17 protein-coding genes are annotated in these 24573 nt (G+C 64.9%); 5 read left to right on the forward strand and 12 right to left on the reverse strand.

Annotated features, from left to right (window positions below; all coding sequences use genetic code 11):
• Nucleotides 1-9: 9 nt before the first annotated feature.
• From E8E91_RS22420 to E8E91_RS22470, 11 genes are all read right to left on the reverse strand, one after another.
• Nucleotides 10-1350 carry a DUF1214 domain-containing protein gene (locus E8E91_RS22420; protein WP_280378927.1) on the reverse strand — a complete coding sequence of 447 codons (1341 nt, stop codon included), beginning with the start codon at nucleotides 1348-1350 and terminating at the stop codon, nucleotides 10-12.
• 147 nt (nucleotides 1351-1497) lie between these two features.
• The gene (locus E8E91_RS22425; protein WP_280378929.1) at nucleotides 1498-2550 is read right to left on the reverse strand and encodes an NAD(P)-dependent alcohol dehydrogenase; all 1053 of its coding nucleotides are present in this window, start codon (nucleotides 2548-2550) and stop codon (nucleotides 1498-1500) included.
• Between the two features lie 63 nt (nucleotides 2551-2613).
• On the reverse strand, nucleotides 2614-4071 hold the full coding sequence (locus tag E8E91_RS22430; RefSeq protein WP_280378931.1) for an acyl-CoA reductase: 1458 nt from the start codon (nucleotides 4069-4071) through the stop codon (nucleotides 2614-2616).
• Between the two features lie 3 nt (nucleotides 4072-4074).
• The gene (locus E8E91_RS22435; protein WP_280378932.1) at nucleotides 4075-5505 is read right to left on the reverse strand and encodes a hypothetical protein; all 1431 of its coding nucleotides are present in this window, start codon (nucleotides 5503-5505) and stop codon (nucleotides 4075-4077) included.
• 207 nt (nucleotides 5506-5712) lie between these two features.
• Complete coding sequence (locus tag E8E91_RS22440; protein WP_280378934.1) at nucleotides 5713-6423, reverse strand: TetR/AcrR family transcriptional regulator; 711 nt, start codon at nucleotides 6421-6423, stop codon at nucleotides 5713-5715.
• A gap of 5 nt (nucleotides 6424-6428) precedes the next feature.
• Nucleotides 6429-8402: an alkyl sulfatase dimerization domain-containing protein gene (locus E8E91_RS22445; RefSeq protein WP_280378936.1), complete on the reverse strand. Its 1974-nt coding sequence runs from the start codon at nucleotides 8400-8402 to the stop codon at nucleotides 6429-6431.
• An 88-nt stretch (nucleotides 8403-8490) separates the two neighbouring features.
• Nucleotides 8491-9627: an acyl-CoA dehydrogenase family protein gene (locus E8E91_RS22450; protein ID WP_280378938.1), complete on the reverse strand. Its 1137-nt coding sequence runs from the start codon at nucleotides 9625-9627 to the stop codon at nucleotides 8491-8493.
• A 99-nt stretch (nucleotides 9628-9726) separates the two neighbouring features.
• Entirely contained in the window at nucleotides 9727-10875 is a 1149-nt protein-coding gene (locus tag E8E91_RS22455; RefSeq protein ID WP_280378940.1) for an acyl-CoA dehydrogenase family protein, read from the reverse strand.
• A gap of 45 nt (nucleotides 10876-10920) precedes the next feature.
• Nucleotides 10921-13395, reverse strand: coding sequence for an MMPL family transporter (locus tag E8E91_RS22460; RefSeq protein WP_280378942.1), 2475 nt, complete (start codon nucleotides 13393-13395; stop codon nucleotides 10921-10923).
• A 24-nt stretch (nucleotides 13396-13419) separates the two neighbouring features.
• Nucleotides 13420-14481, reverse strand: a complete 1062-nt coding sequence (locus tag E8E91_RS22465; protein ID WP_280378944.1) for a YCF48-related protein — start codon at nucleotides 14479-14481, stop codon at nucleotides 13420-13422.
• 103 nt (nucleotides 14482-14584) lie between these two features.
• A complete protein-coding gene (locus E8E91_RS22470) occupies nucleotides 14585-16279 on the reverse strand; it encodes a DUF1302 domain-containing protein (RefSeq protein WP_280378945.1) in 1695 nt (564 codons plus the stop codon).
• A gap of 226 nt (nucleotides 16280-16505) precedes the next feature.
• On the opposite strand from E8E91_RS22470, the gene E8E91_RS22475 reads away from it, so the two are divergent.
• Complete coding sequence (locus tag E8E91_RS22475) at nucleotides 16506-17570, forward strand: MBL fold metallo-hydrolase (protein WP_280378947.1); 1065 nt, start codon at nucleotides 16506-16508, stop codon at nucleotides 17568-17570.
• 250 nt (nucleotides 17571-17820) lie between these two features.
• Here E8E91_RS22475 and E8E91_RS22480 read toward each other — a convergent pair whose 3' ends face one another.
• Nucleotides 17821-18567 (reverse strand): SDR family NAD(P)-dependent oxidoreductase, encoded by a 747-nt coding sequence (locus tag E8E91_RS22480; RefSeq protein WP_280378949.1) that lies wholly within the window; start codon nucleotides 18565-18567, stop codon nucleotides 17821-17823.
• Nucleotides 18568-18928: 361 nt separating this feature from the next.
• On the opposite strand from E8E91_RS22480, the gene E8E91_RS22485 reads away from it, so the two are divergent.
• From E8E91_RS22485 to E8E91_RS22500, 4 genes are all read left to right on the forward strand, one after another.
• On the forward strand, nucleotides 18929-21562 hold the full coding sequence (locus E8E91_RS22485) for a LuxR C-terminal-related transcriptional regulator (protein WP_280378950.1): 2634 nt from the start codon (nucleotides 18929-18931) through the stop codon (nucleotides 21560-21562).
• A 91-nt stretch (nucleotides 21563-21653) separates the two neighbouring features.
• Nucleotides 21654-22232 carry a DUF2889 domain-containing protein gene (locus E8E91_RS22490; protein WP_280378952.1) on the forward strand — a complete coding sequence of 193 codons (579 nt, stop codon included), beginning with the start codon at nucleotides 21654-21656 and terminating at the stop codon, nucleotides 22230-22232.
• 166 nt (nucleotides 22233-22398) lie between these two features.
• Entirely contained in the window at nucleotides 22399-23724 is a 1326-nt protein-coding gene (locus E8E91_RS22495) for an MFS transporter (RefSeq protein WP_280378953.1), read from the forward strand.
• 324 nt (nucleotides 23725-24048) lie between these two features.
• Nucleotides 24049-24330 carry a hypothetical protein gene (locus E8E91_RS22500; RefSeq protein ID WP_280378955.1) on the forward strand — a complete coding sequence of 94 codons (282 nt, stop codon included), beginning with the start codon at nucleotides 24049-24051 and terminating at the stop codon, nucleotides 24328-24330.
• Nucleotides 24331-24573: the final 243 nt, after the last annotated feature.

Below are 24573 nucleotides of genomic sequence, written 5' to 3' on the forward strand. Positions count from 1 at the left end.
GATCGATCCTCAGAGCCTCACCAGCGTCGGCGGGAAGTAGTCTCCGCCGGCCACCGCGCCCTTGGCGCCGTAGTAGCGGAACACCAGGCGGAAGTTCTGCCCTGCAAGCGTCGGCAGCCAGTTCGCCTCGGCGGCACCCGCCGGCAGCTGCGGGCCGAAGTAGAGCGTCAACGAGCCATCCTGGTTGTAGCGCAAGGCCGATTGGTTGTTGAGCAGGAAGCGCCCCTGGGCGTTCGGCAGCACCTTGAAGGTCTTGGCATTGGTGGCCGTGATCGACCAGAAGTAGCGGGCGAAACCAGAGGGCAGCTGCTCGCGGGGGAAGGTCAGGGAATAGCTGCGGCTGCCCTCGAGGACTTCGCCGTTATTGTCCACGCCCCCACGGAAGTAGTTGACCTCCTGCTGGTTGTTGGCCCAGATGCCGCCCAGGTTCACCAGGGTGCGGGTCAGGTAGTCACTGCCGTAGTTGCCCGATACCGCCGGCCGCACCCAGCCGTTGAGAATAGTGCCGTGGCCGATGGTGGGAGCAGCCTTGGCCAAGGAGGCGAAAGCCTGCTTCCTGATGACTGCATCAAGACGTGTGCGTTGCGCCGGATCGCCGGCCAGCTTGGCCAGCGCATGCACGCGAGCCTGCAGCGCCTCCATGCCGGGATTCAGGTCAGGTTCCTTCAGCGCCACCTCGGCAGCTTCAAACGCCTCGACGCCGGGCAACTGCGGTGGCGTGAACAGTGGGACCTGGGGTACTTCGGGAAGCTGCGGCGAGCCGATTGGCCGCATGCTGAACTGCTGTTGCAGGCGCTCTGCCTGTTGCGGGTCAGCGCCAAGTTCTACCCGTGACAGCACCCGTGCGGTGCGGACCGGCAGGTCCACGCGCTGAACACCCGTCGGCAACGCGACGCTCGCGCCCTTCAGGCAGACGGCGAAGTCGCCGCTGGGTTGCTGCGCAAAAGTTCGCTCATTGATGTTGGCCAGGGTTTCACCCCAGCCATTGAGGAATTGCACGGTGTAGTAGCGATCGCTGATCTTCGGCACGCTGACCAGGGTGCAACTGCCCTCATCCACCGCCACCCAGGCCTCGGAATAGGCCACGTCCAGGTTGGGATTGGGCCAGTCCACCGCGCCCGGTTTGCGGTGTACCAACTGGTTCCAGCGCATGCCTTGCTGGAAGTCCAGTTGCTGCTGACGCAGCACCAGCAAGCGTCCGAGCAGGTAGATGTAGGCGTCGCCCACCTCCTGGTCGGAGAACGCCGGAACCTGCGGATTGGCAGCATGGGAAACCGATGGCGCAACGGCGGCCATCAGGCAGGAAGTAGTGAAGGCGCCACAAGCCAGCGCCAGACGTAATGAACGCATTGTTGTTTTTCTCCGTCGTGATCCATCACTGGCAGGTTATGCCCTTTACTGGCGCGCATAGCCCCTCCCCTTTGGAGTGGGGATACATGCCCTGCCTCATGCGGAGAGCCCCGACAAACCTTGTCGGGGCCTTGCCACCCGTAGCCGTCAGGCGCCCTTCAACGAAGCCATGTCGATCACGAAGCGGTACTTCACATCATTGCGTTCCATGCGCTCGAAGGCGGTGTTGATGTCCTGGATGTCGATCATCTCGCACTGCGGCAGCACCTGGTGTTCGGCGCAGAAGTCCAACAGTTCCTGGGTCTGGGCCAGGCCGCCGATCAGGGAGCCGGCGATGGAACGGTTGTTGATTGCCAGCAGCGCACCGTGGATCGGTTCCAGTGGTTCCAGCGCGCCCACCAGTACGAGGGTGCCGTGGCGGCCGAGCAGCATCAGGTACGGGTTGACGTTGTGCTTGCGCGGAATGGTGTCGAGGATGAGGTCGAAGCGGCTCGCCGCCTCCTTCATCGCCTGCGCATCGGTGGACAACAGCACATGGTGCGCTCCCAGCGCGCGGGCATCGTCGGCCTTGCCCGGCGAGGTGGTGATGACAGTGACCTCGGCGCCCAGCGCGACGCCCAGTTTGACCGCCATATGACCCAGCCCGCCCAGGCCGATCACGGCCAGGCGAGTGCCTGCTCCGGCGCCGTACTCGCGCAGCGGTGTCCAGACGGTGATACCGGCACACAGCAGCGGTCCGGCGAAGCGCGGGTCCAGCGCGCCGGGCATGCGCAGCACGAACTGTTCGCGGACCACGATGTGCTGGGAATAGCCGCCGTAGTTGACCGCGCCGCTTATGCGGTCCAGGCCGTTGTAGGTGGCGGTCATGCCGTTGCTGCAGTGCGGCTCCTCGTGAGCCTCGCAGGCCGCGCAGTGCTGGCAGCTGTCCACCAGGCAGCCCACGGCTACGCGGTCGCCCACCTTGTAGTGGCTGACGGCAGGGCCGACCGCCGTGACCTGGCCGACGATCTCGTGGCCGGGCACGCAGGGGAAGCGGGTGTTGTTCCAGTCGTTGTGCACGTAGTGCATGTCCGAGTGGCAGACGCCGCAGTAATCGATCTCGATGGCAACGTCGTCGTCGCGCAGGGCACGGCGCTCGAAGCTCAGTGGCTTGAGTTGCGCATGGGCCTCAAGGGCTCCGTAGCCAAGACAGGTCGTCATGGGTAACTCCTCGAATATCAGGGAAGCATGTAGAAGCGCCCTGCCGAAGCAGGGCGCGTGGTATCAGATGGAAGGACGCAGCCAGGGCGCCGGACTGGTTTCCGGGGTGGCGATCTGGTTCGAGATCCACTTGCCCATGCGCCGCATCGGTTCGAGGGAGTCCTGCGGGGCGGCAAATTTCATCGCCGCCGCATAGCCCAGGGAGACGATGCGCTGAGCGCCATAGAGGGGCAGGACATCCTTCAGCTCGTCCTTGAGGCGCTCGGGATAGATGCCAACGGTCTGGGTGTAGGCGTCCACCGCATCGAGCATTTCGCTCAGTTCGTCCACCGGCACCAGGTTGGCGGTGCGGTCGTCCAGCAGGGTGGAGAAGGACACCGGCTCGGGAATCTGCGAGCAGATGATGGCGCCCTCGCCTTCCTTACCGCCGATCACCCTGTACCACTCGTCATCCAGGCGCAGCGCGTCGACGTGGGCCTTGAGGTTCTTGTCATAGGACTTGGGCGCGGTGCTGAGGGTGTTGGGCAGCCCCAGCATCGCCTCGTAGACGTACTGGCCGAAGGTGTTCAGCCGCTCCAGGCCTGCCTCGTCGGTACCGGACTGCACGTAGATGGTACGGGCGCAGACGCAGCCCTTCTGGTTGATGGCACCGATGTCGGAGGCCAGGCGCACGGCCGCTTCGCGCATGCTGGCTTCGCTGGCGAAGGTGTCCTCGCCAATGATGCTGGCGCTGCGCTTGGGGTCCAGGGAAATCAGTTCCAGGCCCGGCTGGATGTAGCGGGTGACGTGCTTCATCGAAGCGAAACCGCCCCAGGCGACGATCTTCTCCAGGTTTTGCGGCTGGTACAGGCGCTGCTCCAGTTCCTGGTCGCCGCCCTTCCAGTAGGCCACCGTCAGGTGCTTGGTCAGCGGGTGGTCCGGTGCCATGTCGACCATGGTGCGGGCAATGGCCAGTGCGGTGAACGGATCGTTGGACGGCGCCTTGATGATGGCGTCGCTGCGCAGGACCATGTTGCGGATGATGGTCCACAGCGACAGGGCCACGGCGTTGCCGGCGACGATGTGCAGGGTGCGCGCGCCGAAGCAGCGGACTTCCAGCTCGGTGCCATCCAGCAGGGTCTGCGGAACCCAGCCTTCCAGGTACTTCACGCCCACCGTGGTTTCCACCATCTCAGTGATGAACGGGCGCGACAGCAGGTTCTGCAGCCCCATGTAGGAGGCCTTGATGATGGTCGGGGTGGTGGGTGCGGTCAGGAAGGACAGCTCGCAGGCTTCCTGCAGGTAGCGGTTCTTGCTGAATTCAAGGCGCTCGCCGAGGGCCACGCAGTAATCGAGGATGTCGTCGAAGCTCAGCGCGTAAAGATCGGCCAGTTTCGCCGGGTTACCCAGGGGCAGACGGTCGATGTACTTGTGCGCATCCGGGGTGAGGAAGGCCAGGTCGCCGCCACGGCCGCCGACTTCGATCAGGTTGTCGGTGATGACTTCGCCGCGGATGATCATCGGCGCGATTGGATGGGACATGACTCAGAGCTCCAGGGTATTCAGGAAATCCATCGCCTCGCGATGGGATTGCTCGGACGCGGCACAGGTGATCTTGTCGTCACCGCCGTTCTTGTCGCTGTAGCGCTGGATCGCCCCCGCCACATAGCGGCTCGGTCGGCCACAGGCGCACGGTTTGTCCCATTCGACGGTGATTTCGTCGCCGGTGATGAAGCCGCCCCAGCGCAGGTCGGCGCCGAGATCGAAGAACCCTGCCCGGCCGGTCTGCCGTCCCGTCCTGGGCAGCGCCTTGCCGGTTTCCGGATCGAGCACGAAGGGAATCGCGGTGTGCGAGAAGTGGTAGTTGCCATGCTCGCAGAGCGCGTGGGAACCGCTGGGCGTTTCGGACATGGCATAGGTTTCGAAGATCTTCGTCGCACCGGTGAAGCGCAGCACATCCTCGCGCCAGCCTTCCGGCTGAACCACACCCTTGGCGCCACCTGTGGTAGCGATAAAGGAACCCGGATGGAACACGCCTTCCAGCCCGCGTTCCAGCCCGGCCTTGGCCATGTTATGCAGCAGGTTCCAGGTGCCGCCGATGTAGACGACCTTGCCTTTGAGGCTGGCGGTCATTTCCTCGAAGAAGGCCGCCAGGTGCTCGGGCATGTCTGCCTGCAGCTGGTCGAAGGCCTTCTTCTTGGCCATCAGTTCCGGGCTGATGACCAGGCGGTCCAGGGTGCCCTTGGCGTGTGCCGCGCGAACCTTGGCACCGAGGTGAAGGACATCACTGGAAAGGGTTGCCGGATAGGCCGGATGGAAGTTGTCCAGGCTTGGCAGCACGGTCTTCATGATCGCCATGTTGCCGCGCATGTGGCTGAGGTAGCCCTTGCGGTAATACGGATACACGGAGTGCATGTCCGGCACCGGAGTATCCGGGCCGGTCATGCGCCAGGCATACAGCCGGCGCACCTTCACGGACTTCTCGAATTCGCGGTTGCTGAGCGGCAGGAAAGACAAGGTGCCGGAGGTACCGGAGGTGTGGCTGATGCAGAGCTGCGGCACCGCCTCGTCCATGGTCTCGAACCACTCGTCCAGGCCTTGGCATCCACTGACGTCGACGTTCTGGATGGCTTCGGCGATCTCCGGGGTGACCAGCTTGCATAGCCACTTGTTGATCGCGGCGAAGTTGTTCTTTTCCAGCAGCGACGGCGGATAGGACTTGAACACGGTGTGTTCGAACAGCAGGGGGACCAGATCCTCGACCTGCTCGATCTTGTCGATGCCCTCGGCATCGGCAAGTTTCTTGAGCACCGGAATCCGATCGCGCATTTCAGCGAATCGGCGCTTGGCGGCGGCCAACTGCAGGGCATCGATTTCCTGGCGCGGCAGTTGATTCCACTTTTCGAAGGAGTGCTCGACCAGCGTCACGGGGTCGGTCAGCAGCAGCTCGACCTTCTCATCGATTGTTCTTGTCATGTGTATGGAAGCTCCTGGATCTCACCATTCGCACGCCGCTCACAAGCAGCGCATAAGGCCAGCTGCCCGGGGAAGGACAGCCTTCATGGCAAGGCCAGTTTAGGGGGCGAAAGGGCGAAATCATTTCCGGATTCCGGAGCCGGAAAATCTACCCCAACACACTGATTTTAAAGGCTTTATTGAAATCCATCGGGCGCGTAGCGAGGTTCATTCCGCATCCGGGGTGGTGAGCAGCGCGTGCAGCATGCGCGCCAGCATGCGAACGGTATCGGCACCCAGCAGGTACTCCGGCCTTTCGATCACCAGTGCACGCGGTAGCGCGGTCACTGCCTGGTAGGCCAGGAACCCGGCTTTCTCGCGGTCGCGTACCAGTACCTCGTCGGAGAAGCGCTCCACTAGGGCGGGAATGACCATGGAGATCCAGAACTGCTCGGGCTTGACGATCTCCAGGCGGACAAGCTCCCCGTAGAAGGCCGTCTTGACGCTCAGCTCGGAGTCGATCTGCAACCAGCGGTGCAGCGCGGACAGGCCCGAAGTCAGGACCATTTCGATGCCGTCGTAGAGGGTCGCCGAGGGCGGCAGCGCCCGGATGCTGGCGATTACTTCGCGGCGGGAATTGGCGCGATAGTCGTCGAAAATGGCGCCGACCAGCGATTCGATGGTGGGGAAGTACTCGTAGATGGAACTGATCGCCACGCCCGAGTAATCGGAAAGCCGGTAGACAGAGAGCGCCTCCCGCCCTTCCCGTTCGAGGATGTCGCGCCCCGCCACTTTCAGCGCGTCGACAAGGGCGACAGAACGGGCCTGCTTCGGTCGCTTGCGCGGCTTGGCCGGCAGCTCCACCTGCAGGACATTTTCACTGATTGCCTTGTTGCGGGAGGGCCTGTCGGCCCTCCCCTCTTCCACCCGGCGCGTCATGGCACTCAGGGTGTGACGATGTTGAAGGTCGGCTGGAAGGTACTGAGCATGCCCATCAGTTCCTTGAAGCGCGCGGCATCGCCGTCGAGCTTGATGTCGCCCTGCTTCAGCGCAGTGGGGAAGTCCAGTTGGCGCAGGCTGATGCGATCCAGTACGGCCTTGCTCATCTTCACTGTGGCATCCGGCTTGGCATGGCTCGAGTCCTCGCGGTAGGTCAGCACGCCATTGCTCAGGGTCAGTGCAAAGTGCTGATTCACATCGTCGAAGTTCCAGTTGAGGGTCATGTCATGGCCCACGGCCTTGTCCGAATCCAGCCGCACCGCCAGCACATCCATGAACATGGCCGGGGTTGCCGCCCGCACCAGGTCGGCGACGGTTCGCGTGCTCGGCTCGGGAGCGCCCTTGCGCAATTCCTGGGTGCCGGTCAGGTAGATGTTGCGCCAGATGGCGGACTCGCTGCGGTAACCCAGTTGTTCCAGGGCATCGGCCTGGGCCTCGCGGGCCGCTTTGTTGTCCGGTTCGGCGAAGACCAGGTGATTGCCCAGTTGAGCGGCCCAGCGGTACTCGCCCTTCTCCATGGCGGCGCGCATCAGCTCGAGGACCTTGTCCGACCCGCCCATCGCTTCCACGTAGTGCTTGCCGGACTCCACCGGCGGCAGCGGATCGAGGTTGGCCGGGTTGCCGTCGTAGAAGCCGAGATAACGCTGGTAGACCGCGCGGGTGTTGAAGCTGAGGGTGCCGTAGTAGCCACGGGCATACCACTTGCGGCCCAGCTCACCCGGCAGCTTCTTGACCGCATCGGCGATTTCCAGGGGCGTCAGGCCCTGGTTGAGCAGGTGCAGGGTCTGGTTGTTGACGAAGGCGTACATATCGCGCTGGTCGGCCAGCAGCGTACGGATGCCCTCGCCTCCCCAGGTCGGCCAGTTGTGCGAGGCGAACAGCGTCTCGGCCTTGTCGCCATAACGCACCAGGCTGTCATCGAGGAACCGCGACCAGGCCTTGGCGTCGCGCACTTCCGCGCCACGCGGGGTGAGGACGTTGTGCATGGTCATCACGGCGTTCTCGGCCATGCACAAGGCGTGCATCTGAGGCAGGTAAAGGTTCATCTCCGCCGGTGCTTCGGTTCCGGGGGTCAGCTGGAACTCCACCTGGACGCCTGCGATCTCGTGGCTTTCCAGGGGCTGGACGATCAGGTGGGTCGGTGCGATCAGGCTGGTGGTGCCGCCCACGGGAGCCCCCTTGCCGATCCCGGTATCCACCTGGCCACGCTCGCCTTTGGCCACCTGGCTGCCGCTCTGGAACATGCTGCGACGGAACATGGCGGTCCCCGCCAGGACGTTCTCGCTGATGGCATGTTCCATGAACCCTTCCGGCGCATAGATGCGGACCTTGCCGGCCTTGACGTCAGCTTCGTCGACCACGCCACGCACGCCGCCGAAATGGTCGACGTGACTGTGGGAATAGATGACCGCCACCACCGGCTTGCGCGGACGATGCTGGTAGTAGAGTTCCAGGCCGGCCTTGGCCGTCTCGGTCACAGTCAGCGGGTCGATGACCACCAGCCCATCCTTGCCTTCGATGATGGTCATGTTCGCCAGGTCCAGGCCGCGGATCTGGTAGAGCCCTTCGGTGACCTGGAACAGGCCGGCGTTGGTATTGAGCTGGGCCATTCGCCACAGGCTCGGGTTTACCGTGTCCGGCGAGTCCTTCTGCTTCAGGAAGTCATACGCCTGGATGCTCCAGACCGGTTTTCCAGCGGCATTGAGGATCGGCCCCTCGAAGGGGGCCACCAGGCCACGTCGGGCCACGTCATAGTCAGCGCGGTCGTCGAACGGCAGTTGTGTCAGGACTTCCCGGTTCGTGGCGGCCGTAGCGGCACTGGCCGCCTTCGCGGGGTTGGCCGGCGCGGTGTCAGCGGCCCAGGACTGGGCGCCGAGCAGGGAAATGGTAGTGGCAATGACAGCGGTCGATAGGCGCATAGGTGTTCCTTGAAGTGGACCCGGGGTCCACGGTTTCTACCAAAGCTCCGGCATCGGACGGAGTTCGTTCAATTGCAGAAAGTGGCAATCAGGCTAGTGCACTGATGCCGGTGAGTTCCCGCGCAATGAGCAGTTTGTGGAAGTCGCTGCCGCAACTGGCAACCGGCAGGGTCATGACTTCACGCAGCAGGCGCTCGACATCCAGCGCACCCACCGGCCCCGGCCGCTCCTGCAGCAGCACCGTTGTCCGGCACGTTTCCAGCGCCATCTCGGTGGCGAACCATTGCGCCATGGAGGCCTGCATCTGGCAGCGAATGCCCGCGCCGATCATCGAAAAGGCGCGGATGCACAGCAACCTGGCAGCCTCCAGCCTTGTCGCCAGGTCGGCGATACGTGCAGCCACCAGTGGTTGCGCAGCGAGCGGCTGGTCGCCCCCTGCGGACTCCTGCGCGGCGAGGATGAACGCCTCCAGGCCAACACGCATCAGCCCCACCGCCAGCAGTCCGCTGCCGGCATGGACCTTTTCCAGCAGCCTCGCCCGCGCCTCCGATCCTTCATCTTCGTCCCAGAACAGTTGGCTTGCCGGCAGTCGTCCCCCGACAAACGCCACCTGCGCACCGCAGGCCCGCCCCACGCCCGACCGTTCGACGCCTAGCGCTTGATAGCCGTGCTCGGAGCGGTCCACCAGCAGGTGGCAACTGGCGCCGGACGCCAGGCGCACCGGGGCAATGAGAAAGTCGCACAGGTGGCCATTGGATACCCCGCCCTGTTCACCTTCGATGACGAAGCTGTCCAGGTCCCAGTTGGCCGTTACGCCGCCCGCATCGACCTCGCCCATGCAGAAGCCGGCAAAGCTGCGTCCCGCCAGCAGATCCGGCAGATAGCGCTCGCGCAGGTGCGCCCGGGCCTCTGGCAGCTCGGCCAATGCCGCTACCACCGCCAGATTGGCCATCACGCACGCGGCGATCTCCACCGAAACACTGCAGAGCTCCTCGAAAAGCATCGCCTCGGTCACTGTCGAAAGCCCCATGCCGCCGAACTCCTTGGCAAGGCTGGCGCCGGGCAGGCCGAACTCGGCGATGCCCTGAGTGATTTCGCGCAGGTTTCCCTGGGGAATGGGCCGGTCGCGGAAGACCCGGACGATTGGCGCCACCTCGGAAAGGAGGAAGGTGCGGAAGCTGTCCACCACAAGGTGCTGCTCATCGCTTGGCAACTGCATCTTCATGTTCTTTCCTGGACGAATATCGCGTACCCGAGTCGATTGTCTCGGGCAGGTTATGACCTGCCCACGCTGGCGCCCCCCCTCCTTTGGAGTGGGCGCGCCTCAGCACAGGCTGCGGGCGATGATCAGCTTCTGGATGTGGCTGGTTCCCTCGTAGATTCGCGTGACGCGGACGTCGCGGCAGTAACGCTCCACCGGGAAATCGTTCAGGTAGCCGTAGCCGCCATGGATCTGCAGCGCTTCGGAGCAGACCTTCTCAGCCATTTCGCTGGCGAACAGCTTGGCCATGGACGCCTCCTTGGCGCAGGGCACGCCCGCCTCGCAAAGACGTGCGGCATGCACCATGAATTGCTCCGCCACCTCTACCTGCGTGGCCATGTCGGCCAGGTCGAAGGCCACGCCCTGCAGGTTGATGATCGGCGCGCCATAGGCTTCTCGCTCGCGGGCATAGTCCACAGCGGCATTCAGGGCTGCACGCGCGGTCCCCGTGGCCACCGCGGCGATGGCCACCCTCCCCTCCGACAGCGAACCCATCACATTGCGGTAACCGGAGCCTTCGGCACCCAGCAGGTTGGCCACCGGCACGCGGCAGTCCTCCAGCTGGATCGCCGCCACGTGTGCCGAGCGCTGGCCCATCTTGTGCTCGACGCGGGCCACCACGTAGCCCGAACTTTGCGCCGGATCGACCATCAGCAGGCTGCTGCCCTTCTTGCCGGCGGCCTTGTCGGTCACGGCCAGCACCAGGCCGAGGCCCGCCTCATTGCCGTTGGAGATGAACTGTTTGCTGCCGTTGATCACATAGTGGTCACAGTCGCGGCGCGCCAGGGTACGGAAGGCCCCGGTGTCGGAACCGGCGTGAGGCTCGCTGAGCAGGAAGGCGCCGATGCGCTTGCCGCTGGCGAGGTCCGGCAGGTATTGGCGCTTCTGTTCCTCGTTGCCCAGGCGCGCCACGGTGAAGCCCACCGAATTGTGCACGTGGATCAGGGTGGCGAAGCCGGTATCGGCGGCGGCGAACTCCTCGATGGCCAGGCAGTACTCGACGAAGGTGGCCCCGGCGCCGCCGTACTCCTCGGGTATCAGCATGCCGAGGAAGCCCAGTTGGGCCACGGCCTCCAGCTCGCCGCGCGGCCAGGCGCCGCTGCGGTCACGCTCGGCCGCGGTGGGGGCCACGACTTCGGCTGCGACCTTGCGCGCCGAGTCGCGGATCATGATTTCCTGCTCGCTGAGGAACACTGCGGAGGTATCGCTCATGGTGCGTCCTTATGGATGTCTGGTTACGTGTTGGCCCGGGCCGCCTCACATGCAATGGGCGGCCGGGGTCTTGGATTCAGTGCGGGCCGGCTGTTCGACGGCGACCACGGGCGTGGGAATCCGGCTGCCGGATTCGCCGACGTCACGCAGCAGGAAGTGCGACAGCGCAGGGATCAGGACCAGGGCGCCGAGCATGTTCCAGAGGAACATGAAGGTCAGCAGGATGCCCATGTCGGCCTGGAACTTGATCGGCGAGAAGGCCCAGGTGATCACCCCGGCTGCCAGGGTCACGCCCACCAGCGCCACCACCTTGCCGGTGAAGCGCAGGGCATGACGGTAGGCATCGGCCAGGGACGCGCCGGCGCGCTGCCGGGCCAGCTGGATGCTCAGCAGGTAGAGGGCGTAGTCAACACCGATGCCGACACCCAGGGCGATCACCGGCAGGGTGGCGACCTTGACGCCCATGCCCAGCGCCACCATCAAGGCTTCGCAGAGCACCGAGGTGATCACCAGCGGCACCACCGCCACCACCACGGCGCGCCAGCTGCGGAAGGTGATGAAGCAGAGCACGACCACCGCCAGGTAGACGTAGATCAGCATGGTCAGATTGGCCTTCTTGACCACGATGTTGGTGGCGGCCTCGATGCCCGCGCTGCCGGCCGCCAGGAGGAACTGGCGCTCCGGCGTGCTGTGGGCGGTGGTGAAGGCTTCGGCGGCTTTCACCACACGGTCCAGGGTTTCCGCCTTGTGGTCGGTCAGGTAGGCCACCAGCGGCATGACCGAGCACTCGGTGTTGAACAGCTCCGGGTTACTGGTGCTGGCGGTGCGGGCGGCGTAGTTGAGCACGTCCTGATTCGGCGGAATCGACATCCACTTGGGGTTGCCCTCATAGGAACCGGCGGTGATCTTGCGCACCGCGTCGGTTAGCGACACGGTGCTCTGCACTCCCGGCACCTGCTGCAGGGTCCAGCCCAGACGATCGGTTTCGATCAGCGTCTGGTACTCCAGGCAGCCTTCGGGTGCGGTCTTGATGATCACCGCGAACTGGTCCGACGACAGCGAGTAGCGCGAGTTGATGTAGGCGTTGTCGAGGTTGTAGCGCGAGTTGGGGCGCAGCTCGGAGGCGCCGGCATCCAGGTCGCCGATCTTCAGGTGGGTACTGACGATGAAACCGGCAACCGTGATGACCGCCGAAACGAGCAACAGCCCGGCCGCCCAACGGCGCTGGGTGAAGCGCTCCAGCAGCTTCCAGACGCCGGAGGCCTCTCGCTGTTCCGCGCGCAGGCTGCGCTCAGCGGCGCTTCGGCTGACTCCGGAATAGGACAGCATCACCGGCAGCAGGATGAGGTTGGTGAACACCAGCAGGGCCACGCCGATGGACGCGGTGATCGCCAGGTCCTGGATCACAGGGATGTCGATCAGCATGAGCACGGCGAAACCCACCGCGTCGGCCACCAGGGCGGTCAGGCCGGCCAGGAACAGTCGGCGGAAGGTATAACGGGCCGCCACCAGCTTGTGGGTGCCACGTGCCACGTCCTGCATGATCCCGTTCATCTTCTGCGCGCCATGGGACACGCCGATGGCGAAGACCAGGAACGGCACCAGGATCGAATAGGGGTCCAGCTCATAGCCCAGGCGGGCGATCAGGCCGAGTTGCCAGAGCACGGCGATGCAGGAGCAGGTCAACACCAGCAGGGTGCTTCGCACGCAGCGGGTCCAGGCGTAGATGATCAGCGCAGCGATCACCGCCGCCACGGCGAAGAAGACGATCATCTGTTGCAGGCCGTCGAGCAGGTCGCCTACCACCTTGGAGAAGCCGACGATGCGGATATCCAGGTCGGCGCTGCCTTGCGGGCCCGAGAACTGGGCACGGATGTTCTCCAGTTGCTTGGACAGCTCCCAGTAGTCCAGAGGTTTGCCGGTGTCACTGTCCTTCTCCAGCAGGGGCAGGAAAATCATGCTCGAACGGAAGTCGGTTCCCACCAGGTTGCCCAGCAATTGCGCCCGCCCGATGTTCTGGCGCAACTCACCGATGCTCTTTTCCGAGCTGGTGTAGTTGTCGGGCATGACCGGCCCGCCGGCGAAGCCTTCCTCGGTCACTTCGTTCCAGCGCACCACCGGCATCCACAGCGACTTGACGTTGGCGCGGTCGACTCCGGGAGTCAGGAACAGCTCGTCGTTAATTCGCTTGAGCGCCTGCAGGTAGTCCGGGTCGAAGATGTCGCCGCTGCGGTTCTCCACCACCACGCGCACCGCGTTGCCGAGGCCCTTGAGCTCGCCCCGGTTATCCAGGAAGTTGCGGATGTAGGGATGGTTCTGCGGGATGGTTTTCTCGAAGGCGGCATTGAGGGTCAGCTTGGCGCTGTCCCAACCGAGTACCAGGGTCACCACGGCGCAGAGCAGGATGACCAGCAGGCGGTTGTTGAAGATCAACCGCTCCAGGCGGCTTCCCGACCTGGGATCGAATTCCTTCAGGTCACGGATGGTCAGCAGGTTGTCGCTGGGGTTGTGGGTGCCCATCTCGGCTCTCCGACTTTCTTGTTGTCACTTGAAGTTCTGGATGCGCACGCCGCCGAGTCCGGCCAGGGCGACCGCCCCGCCGGCAGCGGGTGCCATCGCGAAGTTGGGAACCACGCGATCGACCGGAACCAGACTGAAGGTGGCGCCGCGGTCGGTGGAGCGCAGCAGCTGGCCGGTCTGGCTGGCCAGCACGACGGAACCGTCCTCGGCGATCACGCCGCCGGTGATTCCGGCCTCGATACCGGTTTCCGCCCGGCTCCAGCTGGCGCCGCCGTCGAGGCTGCGATAGGCATTGCCGCGCAGGCCGTAGACCAGCACCAGGCCGTCATCGCCCAGCACGCCGAACAGGGTGCCCTGGTAAGGCAGCTCAAGGCTGACGAAGCGCTGCCGCGCAGCATCCAGCTTCAACACCAGGCCCTGCTCGCCGACCATGAACAGGCTGCCAGCAGCGGGGCGCAGGCCGTACAGGTGCATGGCCCGAGGGTTGTCGACGCGGTCCAGCCAGGGCGTCCAGGTCTTGCCGCCATCCTCGGTTCGGAGGATCAGGTTGAACGCGCCCACGACGAATCCGTTGCGGTCATCCGCGAACCACACGTCCAGCAGCGGCTTGTCGGCGCCCTGGGCGGCGAAGAGCTCGGCGTCCTGCTTGAGGCGCTGAGCCTCGGGGTCATCCGGATTGACCGGATTGCCGTAGTGCTTCACCAGCAGTTCTGCGATCTGCCGGCCATCGAGCTGCTTGCTCCAGGTCTTGCCGCCATCGCCGCTGTGCAGGACCACGCCTTCATGGCCGACGGCCCAGCCCTGCTCGGCACTGGGGAAAGCCAGCGCAGTGAGGTCGGAGCTGACCGGTACCTCGGCCTGGACCCAGGTCTTGCCGTCAACTGAGACAAGGATGTGCCCGCGCTGGCCTGCCGCGACCAGGCGATCACCTGCCCGCTCCAGCGCATTGAGCGGCGCGCGAATGGCTTGCGGGCTGTGCAGCGCCGGCGTCTCCATCGGCGAGATGAAGGCCTGCTGCGCGAACGCCTGCCCCGCCAGGACGGCGAGCAGGATCGCGAGCGGCGGACGAATGAACTGTCTGAACACCTTGGTCACCTCACATCGGTCGCGCCGGAGCGCGAATTGCGGAACGGCGCCCCGAGATATCCGGGGCGGCCGTCCGTGGACTTGCAGGAACGGCGGTCGCCGCTCAGAGGGTGGTCTTGAAGGTGAAGAACACCGCGCCACGGTCTTCCAGCAGCGACTGGCTGCCGCTGGGGGTCAGCGCGGCACCGGTGACCGGGTTGGTCGAGTAGTCGCCGAAGTAGTCGACGTACTTCAGGTCGAAGCGATAGCGGCTGTAGAGGTCGAGGGCGAGGCCCACCGCGTAGCTGCCGGCATCTTCGTTGCCACCGGAGGCCACGGCCGAGTTGCCCGACAACCCCACCGAGTAGCTGAGCGGCATGGACAGGTCGCCACCGGGGAACACCTGGAACCAGGTCGGGGTGAAGTTGACGGCCAGGCCATAGGCGTCGCGGGAGACTTCGTCGATGTTGCTCGGCACTGCCTTGTAGGCCGACGAGCCCTTGAACAGGTTGAGCGGGTCGGAGTTGACCGACACCCAGCGGCTCCAGGTCAGTTCGGTGGACCAGCTGGCGCTGTCGAACAGCGGCGTCGGGCTGACGGTACCGATGGCATTGAGCACGCCGTGCAGGGTATCGCCACGGGCACCGAGGATGTCGCCGTCGTCAGGCAGACGGGCCGCCGAAGTCACCCGCGCCGCGCTGCTCACCAGCGGCATGTTGCGGCGGTAGTTGACGTCCAGCCCGACGCTGACCCCGGCGATCTCCTTCGACAGGCTGATGCCATACATGTCGATGTCGTCGGCGTAGTTGAAGAAGTACTGCGGACGGGCGTTGGCCAGCAGGATGGTCTGCGGCAGGGTGTCGGAGAAGTTGCGGACGTAGAAGCCCAGGGTGCCGTCGAGCCATTCCGGGCTCCAGCGGGTCATCACGCCCCAGTCGCCGGAGTTGCGCGGCTCGATGTCGTCGCCATGGATCGCGCGCACGGTGGGGCTGAGGATGAAGGACTCACCGCCCTGCTGATAGATGTCGGCGAAGCCCAGGTAGGTGCCGCCCTCGGGCACGCGGGACGGACGCCATTCGAAGAAGTACTGCGCCGCGAAGGACAGCTCGGGGGTCACCTGCAGCTGGGCGGAGAACTGATTGCGCGGCAGGTACAGCTCCTTGGCCTCGATACCCGGAAGCGCCAGGGCCTTGCCCTGGTCCAGCGGTGCCTGGCCATATGAAATGCCATGAATGGCGCCAGCCCCCAGCAGGGATTCGCCCCAGTTCACGGTGTGGCGGCCCAGGCGCGCCTTCAGCGGCATATCGGCGATGTCGTACTCGCCGAACACGAAGGCGTCCATCCACTCGCCGGAAGGCCCTTCGTAGTAACGGTCCGCATAGCGGCTGAGGCCCAGGGCCGGACGGCCATCGGAGCCCAGGTGGTTGGAGGTCGCCACATTGTCGTTGTCGAGACTGCCGGCGTAGGCCGCGTCGTACCAGAGCGCGGCGCTGACGCGGGCGCCGTACTTGCCCTTGTAGACGATGTCGGACTCGCTGAGTATGTCGACGCGGTTGTTGACCAGGCTGTGCTTGTCGAAGTTGCGATCCCCGTCATCGTTGTTGGGGTTCTTCAGGATCGCATCGTCCTGGCCCTCGACCCGCATGCCGAGGTTGTAGCGCAGCGTGTTGTCCCAGCGCAGCTGGAGGTCTTCGTTGCCGGTATCGATCTCGACAGCGCTGGCGGTACCACAGGCGATCGCGCACATGGCGACCACCGTGGCACGCAGCGCATGAGAACTGGCGGGATGACTCTGATTGGATTTGTTCTTGTTATTCATCTGGGCGTCTCCTCCCCTTGGTGGAACCGGGACCTCGCGTTGACCGCCGCCAGGTCCGGAAACAGCTCAATCAGTGATCGAGTGACCAAAGGGTGCCAGCACCGCCAGTGAGTCCTCCCCCCCCTTTCTGAAAGGGGGGTGCCCCCCCTTCCCCCCTCCGCTAGCATGAGCGCATCGAACCACCCTCCCCGGTCCCGGCGAGGGCGAACCGCCAAAGGAGAACGAAATGACGGACCAGGCACCGGTTGCTCACGCGCGGGCGGCGATCAGCTATCCCCTTGACGCAACACCTGCACCCGGCGCCTTGCTCGAAGTCATGCCTGGTGTGCTCTGGACCCAGCTGCCACTGCCCATCTCCCTTGGCGCCATCAACGTCTGGCTGCTGGCCGAGGACGAGGGCCATGCGGTGGTGGATACCGGCCTGTTCAGCGAGGACACCGTGACCCTGTGGGAGCGGCTATTGGCTGGCCCGCTTGCCGGAGGACGGTTGACCCGGGTGTTCGCCACGCATCTGCATCCCGACCATATCGGCATGGCCGGCTGGCTGACCCGGCGGACCGGCTGCCGCCTCTGGATGACGCGTCTGGAGTACCTGCAAGGCCGGATGCTGGCAGGTGACAGCGGGCGCGCAGCCCCCGACGAGGCGGTCGGTTTCTATCACCGCGCCGGCTGGGACGATCAGGCACTGGCCATCTACCGCCAACGTTTCGGCAACCTCAGCCGGATGATTTCTCCTCTGCCCGACAGCTACCGGCGCATCCGCGAGGGGGAACTCGTCCGTATCGGGGAATACGACTGGGAAGTGGTGGTGGGAACAGGTCACTCACCCGAACACGCCTGTCTGTACGATGCCCAGCGCAAGCTGTTGATCTCCGGCGACCAGGTGCTGCCGCGCATTTCCTCCAATGTCTCGGTGCACTTCACCGAACCGGATGCCGACCCGCTGGGTGACTGGCTCCACTCGCTCGGCAAACTTCGCCGGCGCGTGCCTGACGACGTGCTGGTCCTGCCCTCGCATAACGAACCTTTTCATGGTCTGCACGCGCGGCTGAACCAGCTGGAAGCCGATGTGCTCGATGCACTGGATCGCCTGAGACAAGGACTGAAGGAGCCCCGCCGGGCCGTGGACGTCTTTCCGCTGCTGTTCTCGTCGAAACTGCGGACCGATGACCCGTCCCAGCTGACCCTCGCCACGGGCGAGGCCATCGCCCACCTCAACCATCTGCTGATACGGAATGAAATCAGCGTCAGCAACGATGAGCGTGGCGTGGCCTGGTACCAGCACTTGTAGGAGCGAGCTCTGCTCGCGAACCTTCCGAGCCCAACCATTCGCGAGCAAGCTCGCTCCTACACAAAAGCCGTGCTGCGCCCAGCGATCAACCCGTCGGCACCACCGCCGCACTTGTAGGAGCGAGCTCTGCTCGCGAACCTCCCGAGCTCGGTCTTTCGCGAGCAAGCTCGCTCCTACACAAGAGCCGTGCTGTGCCCTGCGATCAACCCGTCGGCACCATCGCCACATTTGCAGGAGCGAGCTCGAAGGATCAACGCACCCCACACTGGATATCGAGGGTCAGCGCGTTCAGGTAGGGGTTTTCCACCACGTGCTGCACCAGCGCAGCGAATTCCCCCGGATGCCCCATACGGCGAGGGAACAACAGGCTGTTGACGATGCTTTCGGACACCTTCGCCGGCATCCCCGCCGACATGCCGGACTCGAACAGACCCGGCGCCAGGCTGACGACGCGGATACCGTGTTCGGCCAGGTCACGGGCAATCGGCAGGGTCATGCCGATCACACCGGCCTTGCTCGCGCTGTAGGCCGCCTGGCCCATCTGCCCTTCCCGCGCGGCGCCGGAGGCGGTGTTGATGATGACGCCACGTTCGCCGGTTTCTTCGGGAATGTTCGCGGTCATGGCCAGGGCGGCGTGGCGGATGATGTTGAAGGTGCCGGTGAGGTTGACTGCCAGTACGCGATTCCAGAGATCACTGGGGAACAGCTGCCCCTTGGAGATCGTCTTGCACGGCCCGAGGATGCCCGCGCAGTTCACCGCGACATGGATGGCGCCGAAGCGCTCGACCACCGCATCGATGGCCGCCTTGACGCTGACCTCGCTGGAGACATCGACGGCGATGCCGAGAATGCTGTCAGCCAGCGCGGCGTCGAGCTTCTCCTGATCCAGGTCGAAGCCGACCACCCTGGCGCCGGCCGCGGCCAGTGCATTGCAGGTAGCCAGGCCAAGGCCGGAGGCCGCTCCAGTGACGATGGCGACCTTGTCGTTCAGTTTCATAGTGTTTCCTTCTCGCGAGCGAAGTGGATGTTCCGACGCGATCTTAGAAAACCTGCCAGGTGCGCCGTCCCCTCCCCTTTTGGGACAGGAAGGGGCGTCCAGCCGGGGCGCGACAGGGCCCCGCCAACGGTGTCCGACTTTCTTGACGCGACAGTGGCGCTTCGCTAGCGTCGCCCAGCGCGTGCCACCCGTTGGAAGGTTCGGCGGATTGGCACGGTTAGCCGAATCGACAAAACCGATCCATCCTTTCCTACGCTCTGCCCTTCGCGGACCCTGAACCCGGGACAAGAAGTTGATCGCAAAGACACCCAGGCACTTGGTCTCCACCAAGTTTTCGCCGCCCCGCATCGGCACGAAGCATGTGCTCCGCGGCAACCTGTTGGCGCAACTGGAGCGCATGCACCACTGCCGGCTCGCGCTCATCACCGGTGCGGCGGGTTACGGCAAGACCACCCTGCTGGCCCAGTGGCGCCAGTCGCGGCTGCGTGCGGGCGGGGAAGTGGTCTGGGTTTCGCTGGCCGCGGAAGACAATAGCTACTTGGCATTCTGTGCGGCTTTGCTGGAAGCGCTGCGGCGCCTGGGCATCGAAATCGACAGCGAACTGCTGCGCGACGACAACACGACCAGCGGCATGGATGCCACCGTCGCCGCCATCGTCAACGCTGCAGCCATGCTGGCCAAAGAGCTCCACCTGATACTCGACGACTACCACCATGTCGAGGTTCCGCTGGCGCACAAGCTGATCCAGAAACTCCTCGACCAAGGGCCCGGCAACCTGCACCTGATACTCGCCTCACGGGTCACGCCGCCACTCAGCCTGTCTCGGTTGCGCGTAATGGACCAGGTGGCCGAGATCGAGAGCGTGGAGCTGCCGTTCGACCTCACCGAGACCCGCGCCTTCTTCGAGGAGAACCTCGGCGCCAACAGGATCAACGCGGACGAACTGAGCCTGATCCATGACCTGACCAGCGGCTGGCCCTCCTGCCTGCAGCTGATCGCCATCATGTTGAAGAACCGCGCCGACAGCCGCGCCATCCTCCAGGACCTGGTATGGCGCTCCAGCGACCTGCAGGCCTACCTCAGCGAGGAAGTGGTGGCGCACCTGCCAGAGGAGATGGTGGCGCTCACCGAAGCGCTGTCGATCTTCCGCCGCTTCACCGCCTCGATGGCCAAAGCCGTGACCGGCCATGCCGAGGCCAGTGAGCTGATCAAACGCATGGAAGACGAGAACCTGCTGATCTACCGCGTGGACTCGGACGACCGCCAGGCCTGGTATCGCTTCCACCCCCTCTTCGGCGAATTCCTCAGTACCCGCCTGGAGCGACGCGGCAGCGAGCAGGTGCGCGAGTTGCATCGCAAGGGCGCCCGCTGGTTCGCGGAACACAACTGCCTGACCGAGGCGGTGCGACACGCCAGCCTGGGCGAAGACATCGAGTTCGCTACCCAGCTGATCGAACGCTCCGCTCCCGCCACCTGGACCCTCGAGTACCTGGCGCCTACGCTGCGGCTGCTGGAACGGCTGCCGGAAGAGGTGCTGTTCCAACATCCGCGCCTGCTCTTCCTGGCCTGCGTGACCGTTTCCCTCACATCTCGACCAGGGCGCGCAAAGTCTTGGCTGACCCGCCTGGAAGCCAGCGACATGCAGGCTTACCCGGAGCTGGCCAGCGGCCTGTCCCTGGTCCGCGCTGCAATCGCCGTGCAGGACGACGATTCCGATCGCGCCGTGCAATTGCTGGAGCCGGTCCGCGACGCGCCGATGGAAAACCCCTTCCTGCGCTACATGCTGCTAGCCACCCTGACCGTCGCCTACTACATCGCCGGACGCTACGCCGATGCCCGACGGCTGTTCGATATCCATCCCATCCCGCCGGAGGATCGCGGCAACGACATGGCGATGGTGGCGGAGTCGGCCCAGGTGACCGCGCACATGCTCGCCGGCGATGTGCGGGAAGCCGAGCACCTGGGTTCGGAGCTACTCGAACGCTCGACCCGCGAACACGGCCATCGCTCGATCTGCGCCAACCTGTGCGCCAGCCTGCTTTCGGACGCCTTCTACGAACTCGACCGCATCGACGATGCCCGCGAGCTGATCGCCAACCGCTTCGGGCTGCTGCACTCCTCCGTGCCGGACGTGATCATGCGCACCAATATGGTCCGCGCCCGTCTCGACCTGCTGCAGAAAGGCCCGGACGCGGCGCTGGGCTTTCTCCAACAACAGATCGCCCATTTGCGTTGCCTGGGCCAGATCAGGCCGGTGGCCCATCTGCTCGCCGAGCAGATTCGCGTTCTGCTGATCAAGGGCAATCGCATTCGCGCCACCGAGCTGCTGACGAGCCTCGAGGAACTGGCGCAAACCTACGCCACTGAACAGGGGGCCCGTGCCGAACTGCCGGCCCTCGTCGCTCTGGCCCGGGCCCGGTTGCTGCGCAGCGTGGACCCGGAGCGCGCCCTGGAGGCCCTGCAGGTGGTCAGCGACTACGCCCTGCGCTTCAATCGTGGTCGCCTTGCCGTGCTGGCCGACCTGCTCCGCGCCGACGTCCTGCACGATCTCAAGCGCCCCGAGGAATCGGTGGCCGTCCTCACGGGTGCGCTCGAGGCTGTCCAAGGGTTCGGCCTGGTTCGCACCCTGCTGGACGAAGGTGCGCTGACGGAAAAACTGCTGCACCGGCTGACCGAGGAACACCCCCAGGAAGGCCCACTCGGCGAATACGTGGACGGGCTGCTCGGCAAGCTCACCGATCCTTGTTCAGGGAACGCCGCGATGCCTCGCCCGCGCCGCGCGGCAACACCCGAGCAGCAGCCGGTGCTGACACCGCGCGAACTGGAAATCCTCAGCCTGGTGGCGCAGGCGATGTCCAGTAAGCGCATCGCCCATACGCTGGACATCACCCTGGAAACGGTGAAGTGGAACCTGCGCAATATCTTCGTCAAACTCGGCGTTTCCAGCCGCTATGACGCCATGGTCTGGGCACGCAACCACAAGCTCATCGACTGAAACCCACTCGCGCCCCTCCCCATGTGGGGGGCGGCTTGGCACCGTTCCTCCCCTACCCTGAGGTTTCCACACTCGTCACGGAATCCTCGCCATGAGCCAAACGCGCACACTCCTGCACACCCGCCACGTCACCTGCACCGCCTACCAGCGCGAGGACGGGTTGCTGGATGTGGAAGGCGAAATGCGTGACATCACCCCCGATGAGGCCGACATGCTGTTTCGCGTCGTACCCGCCGACGGGGAAATCCATCACATGCACATCACCATGACCCTGGACCGGGAGCTGGTGATCCAGCAGGTAACGGCCAGGACCCACGCCGGCCCCACGCCCTACTGCGCGCAGATCGAGTCCGCCTATGCCGCCCTGGCGGGGCTGCGGGTCGGGCCCGGCTTCTTGCCCAAAATCAAGGCGCGGGTGGGTGGCGCCAACGGCTGCACCCACCTCACCGAGCTGTTCGGCCCGATGGCGACCACCGCCTACCAGGCCCATTTCGCCCTGCTCCGCAAGCACGACCACCTTCGCGATCGCCTGGCCAGCGACAAGCCCCTGCCGCGACCCTCCCTGATCGACAGCTGCCACACCTATCGCCAGGACGGCGAGGCCATCAAGGTCATCTGGCCGGAGGATCGTCGGCAAGGCGACGACGCCCAGCCCGGGAAACCGGAATAACGCTCGTACGCCGGTCTCTCCTGCGCCGCCTAGCCTTTATAAATCAACGCGTTAAGTATCAGGAAGAACACGGAACATCCCGCCACCGCTGCATTCCATACTCGCTCCTGCGGCCTGCCGAGGCCCCACTACAACAACAATCCGGCTTTCCCGCAGGAGCGGTTCCATGAGCGATGCCATCCAGCCTTTCCCGGCCACCTCTGCATTACCGGCCCAGCAACTCAAGCGCACCTTCACCAAGATCATCTGGCGACTGCTGCCCTTCCTGATGCTGGCGTTCATCATCAACGCCATCGACCGGCTCAACCTGTCCTTCGCCAAGCTGCGCATGGCCGAGGACATCGCCCTCAGCGACGCCGCCTACGGCATCGGTGCCGGCATTTTCTACCTGGGCTACATCCTCTTCGAGGTGCCGAGCAACCTCTACATGCAGCGCGTCGGCGCGCGCGCCACGCTGACAAGGATCATGGTGCTCTGGGGCCTGATCACCGTGGCCACGGCGTTCGTCACCACGCCCAACCAACTGATCGCCGCGCGCTTTCTGCTGGGCATCGCCGAGGCGGGCTTCTTCCCGGGTCTGATCCTCTTCCTCACCTACTGGTTTCCGGCCGCACTGCGTGGGCGCATTACCGCCTCCTTCTTCATGGCGGCCATGGTCGCGGGGATGATCTGCGGCCCGCTGTCCGGGGCCATCATGGCGCATCTGCACGGCTGGCTCGGGCTGCGCGACTGGCAGGTGCTATTCGTCCTCACCGGCCTGCCGGCCGTGCTGCTGGGCTTGATCGGCCGCTTCTGGCTGACCGACCGCCCCGAGCAGGCCACCTGGCTGGATGACGAGGAAAAGCGCCAGGTCCGCCAGGCACTGGCCGAGGAGCTGGCCGCCGCCGTGAAGCACCAGGGCTTCGGCGGCGTGCTGCGCGACCCGCTGCTGTACGTGGCAGGCCTGGTGTGCTTTTGCATCTACAGCGCCTCCAACACCGTCTCCTACTGGCTGCCCACCCTGGTGCGAGGCTTCGGCCTGGAAGACCTGAAACTCATCGGCCTGGTCACCGCCTTGCCCTTCCTGGGTGGTCTCTGCGCCATGTACCTGCTGGGCCGCAGCTCCGACCGCCACATGGAACGCCGCTGGCACCTGGGCCTGACCATGCTGGTGGCCGCCGCCAGCTTCTGCCTGCTGGACCTGGCCCACGGTAATGCGGTGTTTTCCATGGCGCTGATGAGCCTCGGCGCCGCCGCCGCGCTGTCGGCCATGCCGCTGTTCTGGACCATCCCGCCGGCCCTGCTCAGCAAGTCCGGCGCGGCCGGCGGCATCGCCATCATCAGCAGCATCGGCAACCTGGCCGGCGTACTCAGCCAGTCGGCGGTCGGCGCAGTAAAAACCGCCACGGGCAGCCTCTACCTGGCCTTCGACCTGATCGCCGGGCTGCTGGTGCTCGGTGCGCTGTTGCTGCTGATCGGCATACCCGCCCGGCGCCTCGGCGGGTCCCGTTGAGGGGGCTGCAGGCTGGGCTTCAGCTCCATGAAGCGATGCGCACGCAGGATTGCCAGGCACCATCCAGGCGCCTATAGTCCGGCCCGCCACGGTCAATCCCGTGGCCGACCTTGGCCGGTCGATTCAACGAAAGGCGCAACAGCGTCCAATCTCCCACTACGGGCGGCACTCCGTCCGTAGCGCGAGCTATGGCAGCTGTACGTGGGACACCTTCGGGTGTGCCGGGTGCCTTTCGTCCCGGTCGGCCAACCCGCGTACAGTTGCCACCCTACCTTCGCTTGGCCGCGAAGCGTGGCAGCTCCCTTGAACGAAAGGAGCTCCACCATGAATAAGGACACCCCGCACCTCATCCCCCTGACCGGCAACGCCGGCAAGGCTCCCGTATTGCTGCTCGATGGCAACTGTTCCTACAACGACCTGCAAGACTGCGCTGATATGCGCCTGAGTGCCGCCAAGGACATGCTGCGCAGCCTCTCCCTGCTGGACTCGTCGGAAGCCGACGGCAGAGACCTGCAGAACTTCGCCCATGCCGCCGCAGTGCTGCTGGAAGACGCCAGCGACCTGCTGGCCGCCGCACGCCAAGCCGTCCGCCGAGGCCTCTCGTAGGAGCGAGCTTGCTCGCGAACAACTCGAGCGCGGACTTTCGCGAGCAAGCTCGCTCCTACCTGAATGGGTCCAAGCACAGCGACCATCGTTGGGCTTCGCGTAGCTCAGCCACAACCTACAAAAGCCAAAGCCCCACGCATCCCGTAGGTTGGTCCGTGCGCAGCGAGGCCCAACGCAGCAACGCTGAGCCCCACTCCGTTATGGGAGCGAATTTATTCGCGATGCGGCAACGCCACGCCACAT

The organism is Pseudomonas sp. BN515, from assembly GCF_029873155.1.
Taxonomy (GTDB): Bacteria; Pseudomonadota; Gammaproteobacteria; order Pseudomonadales; family Pseudomonadaceae; genus Metapseudomonas.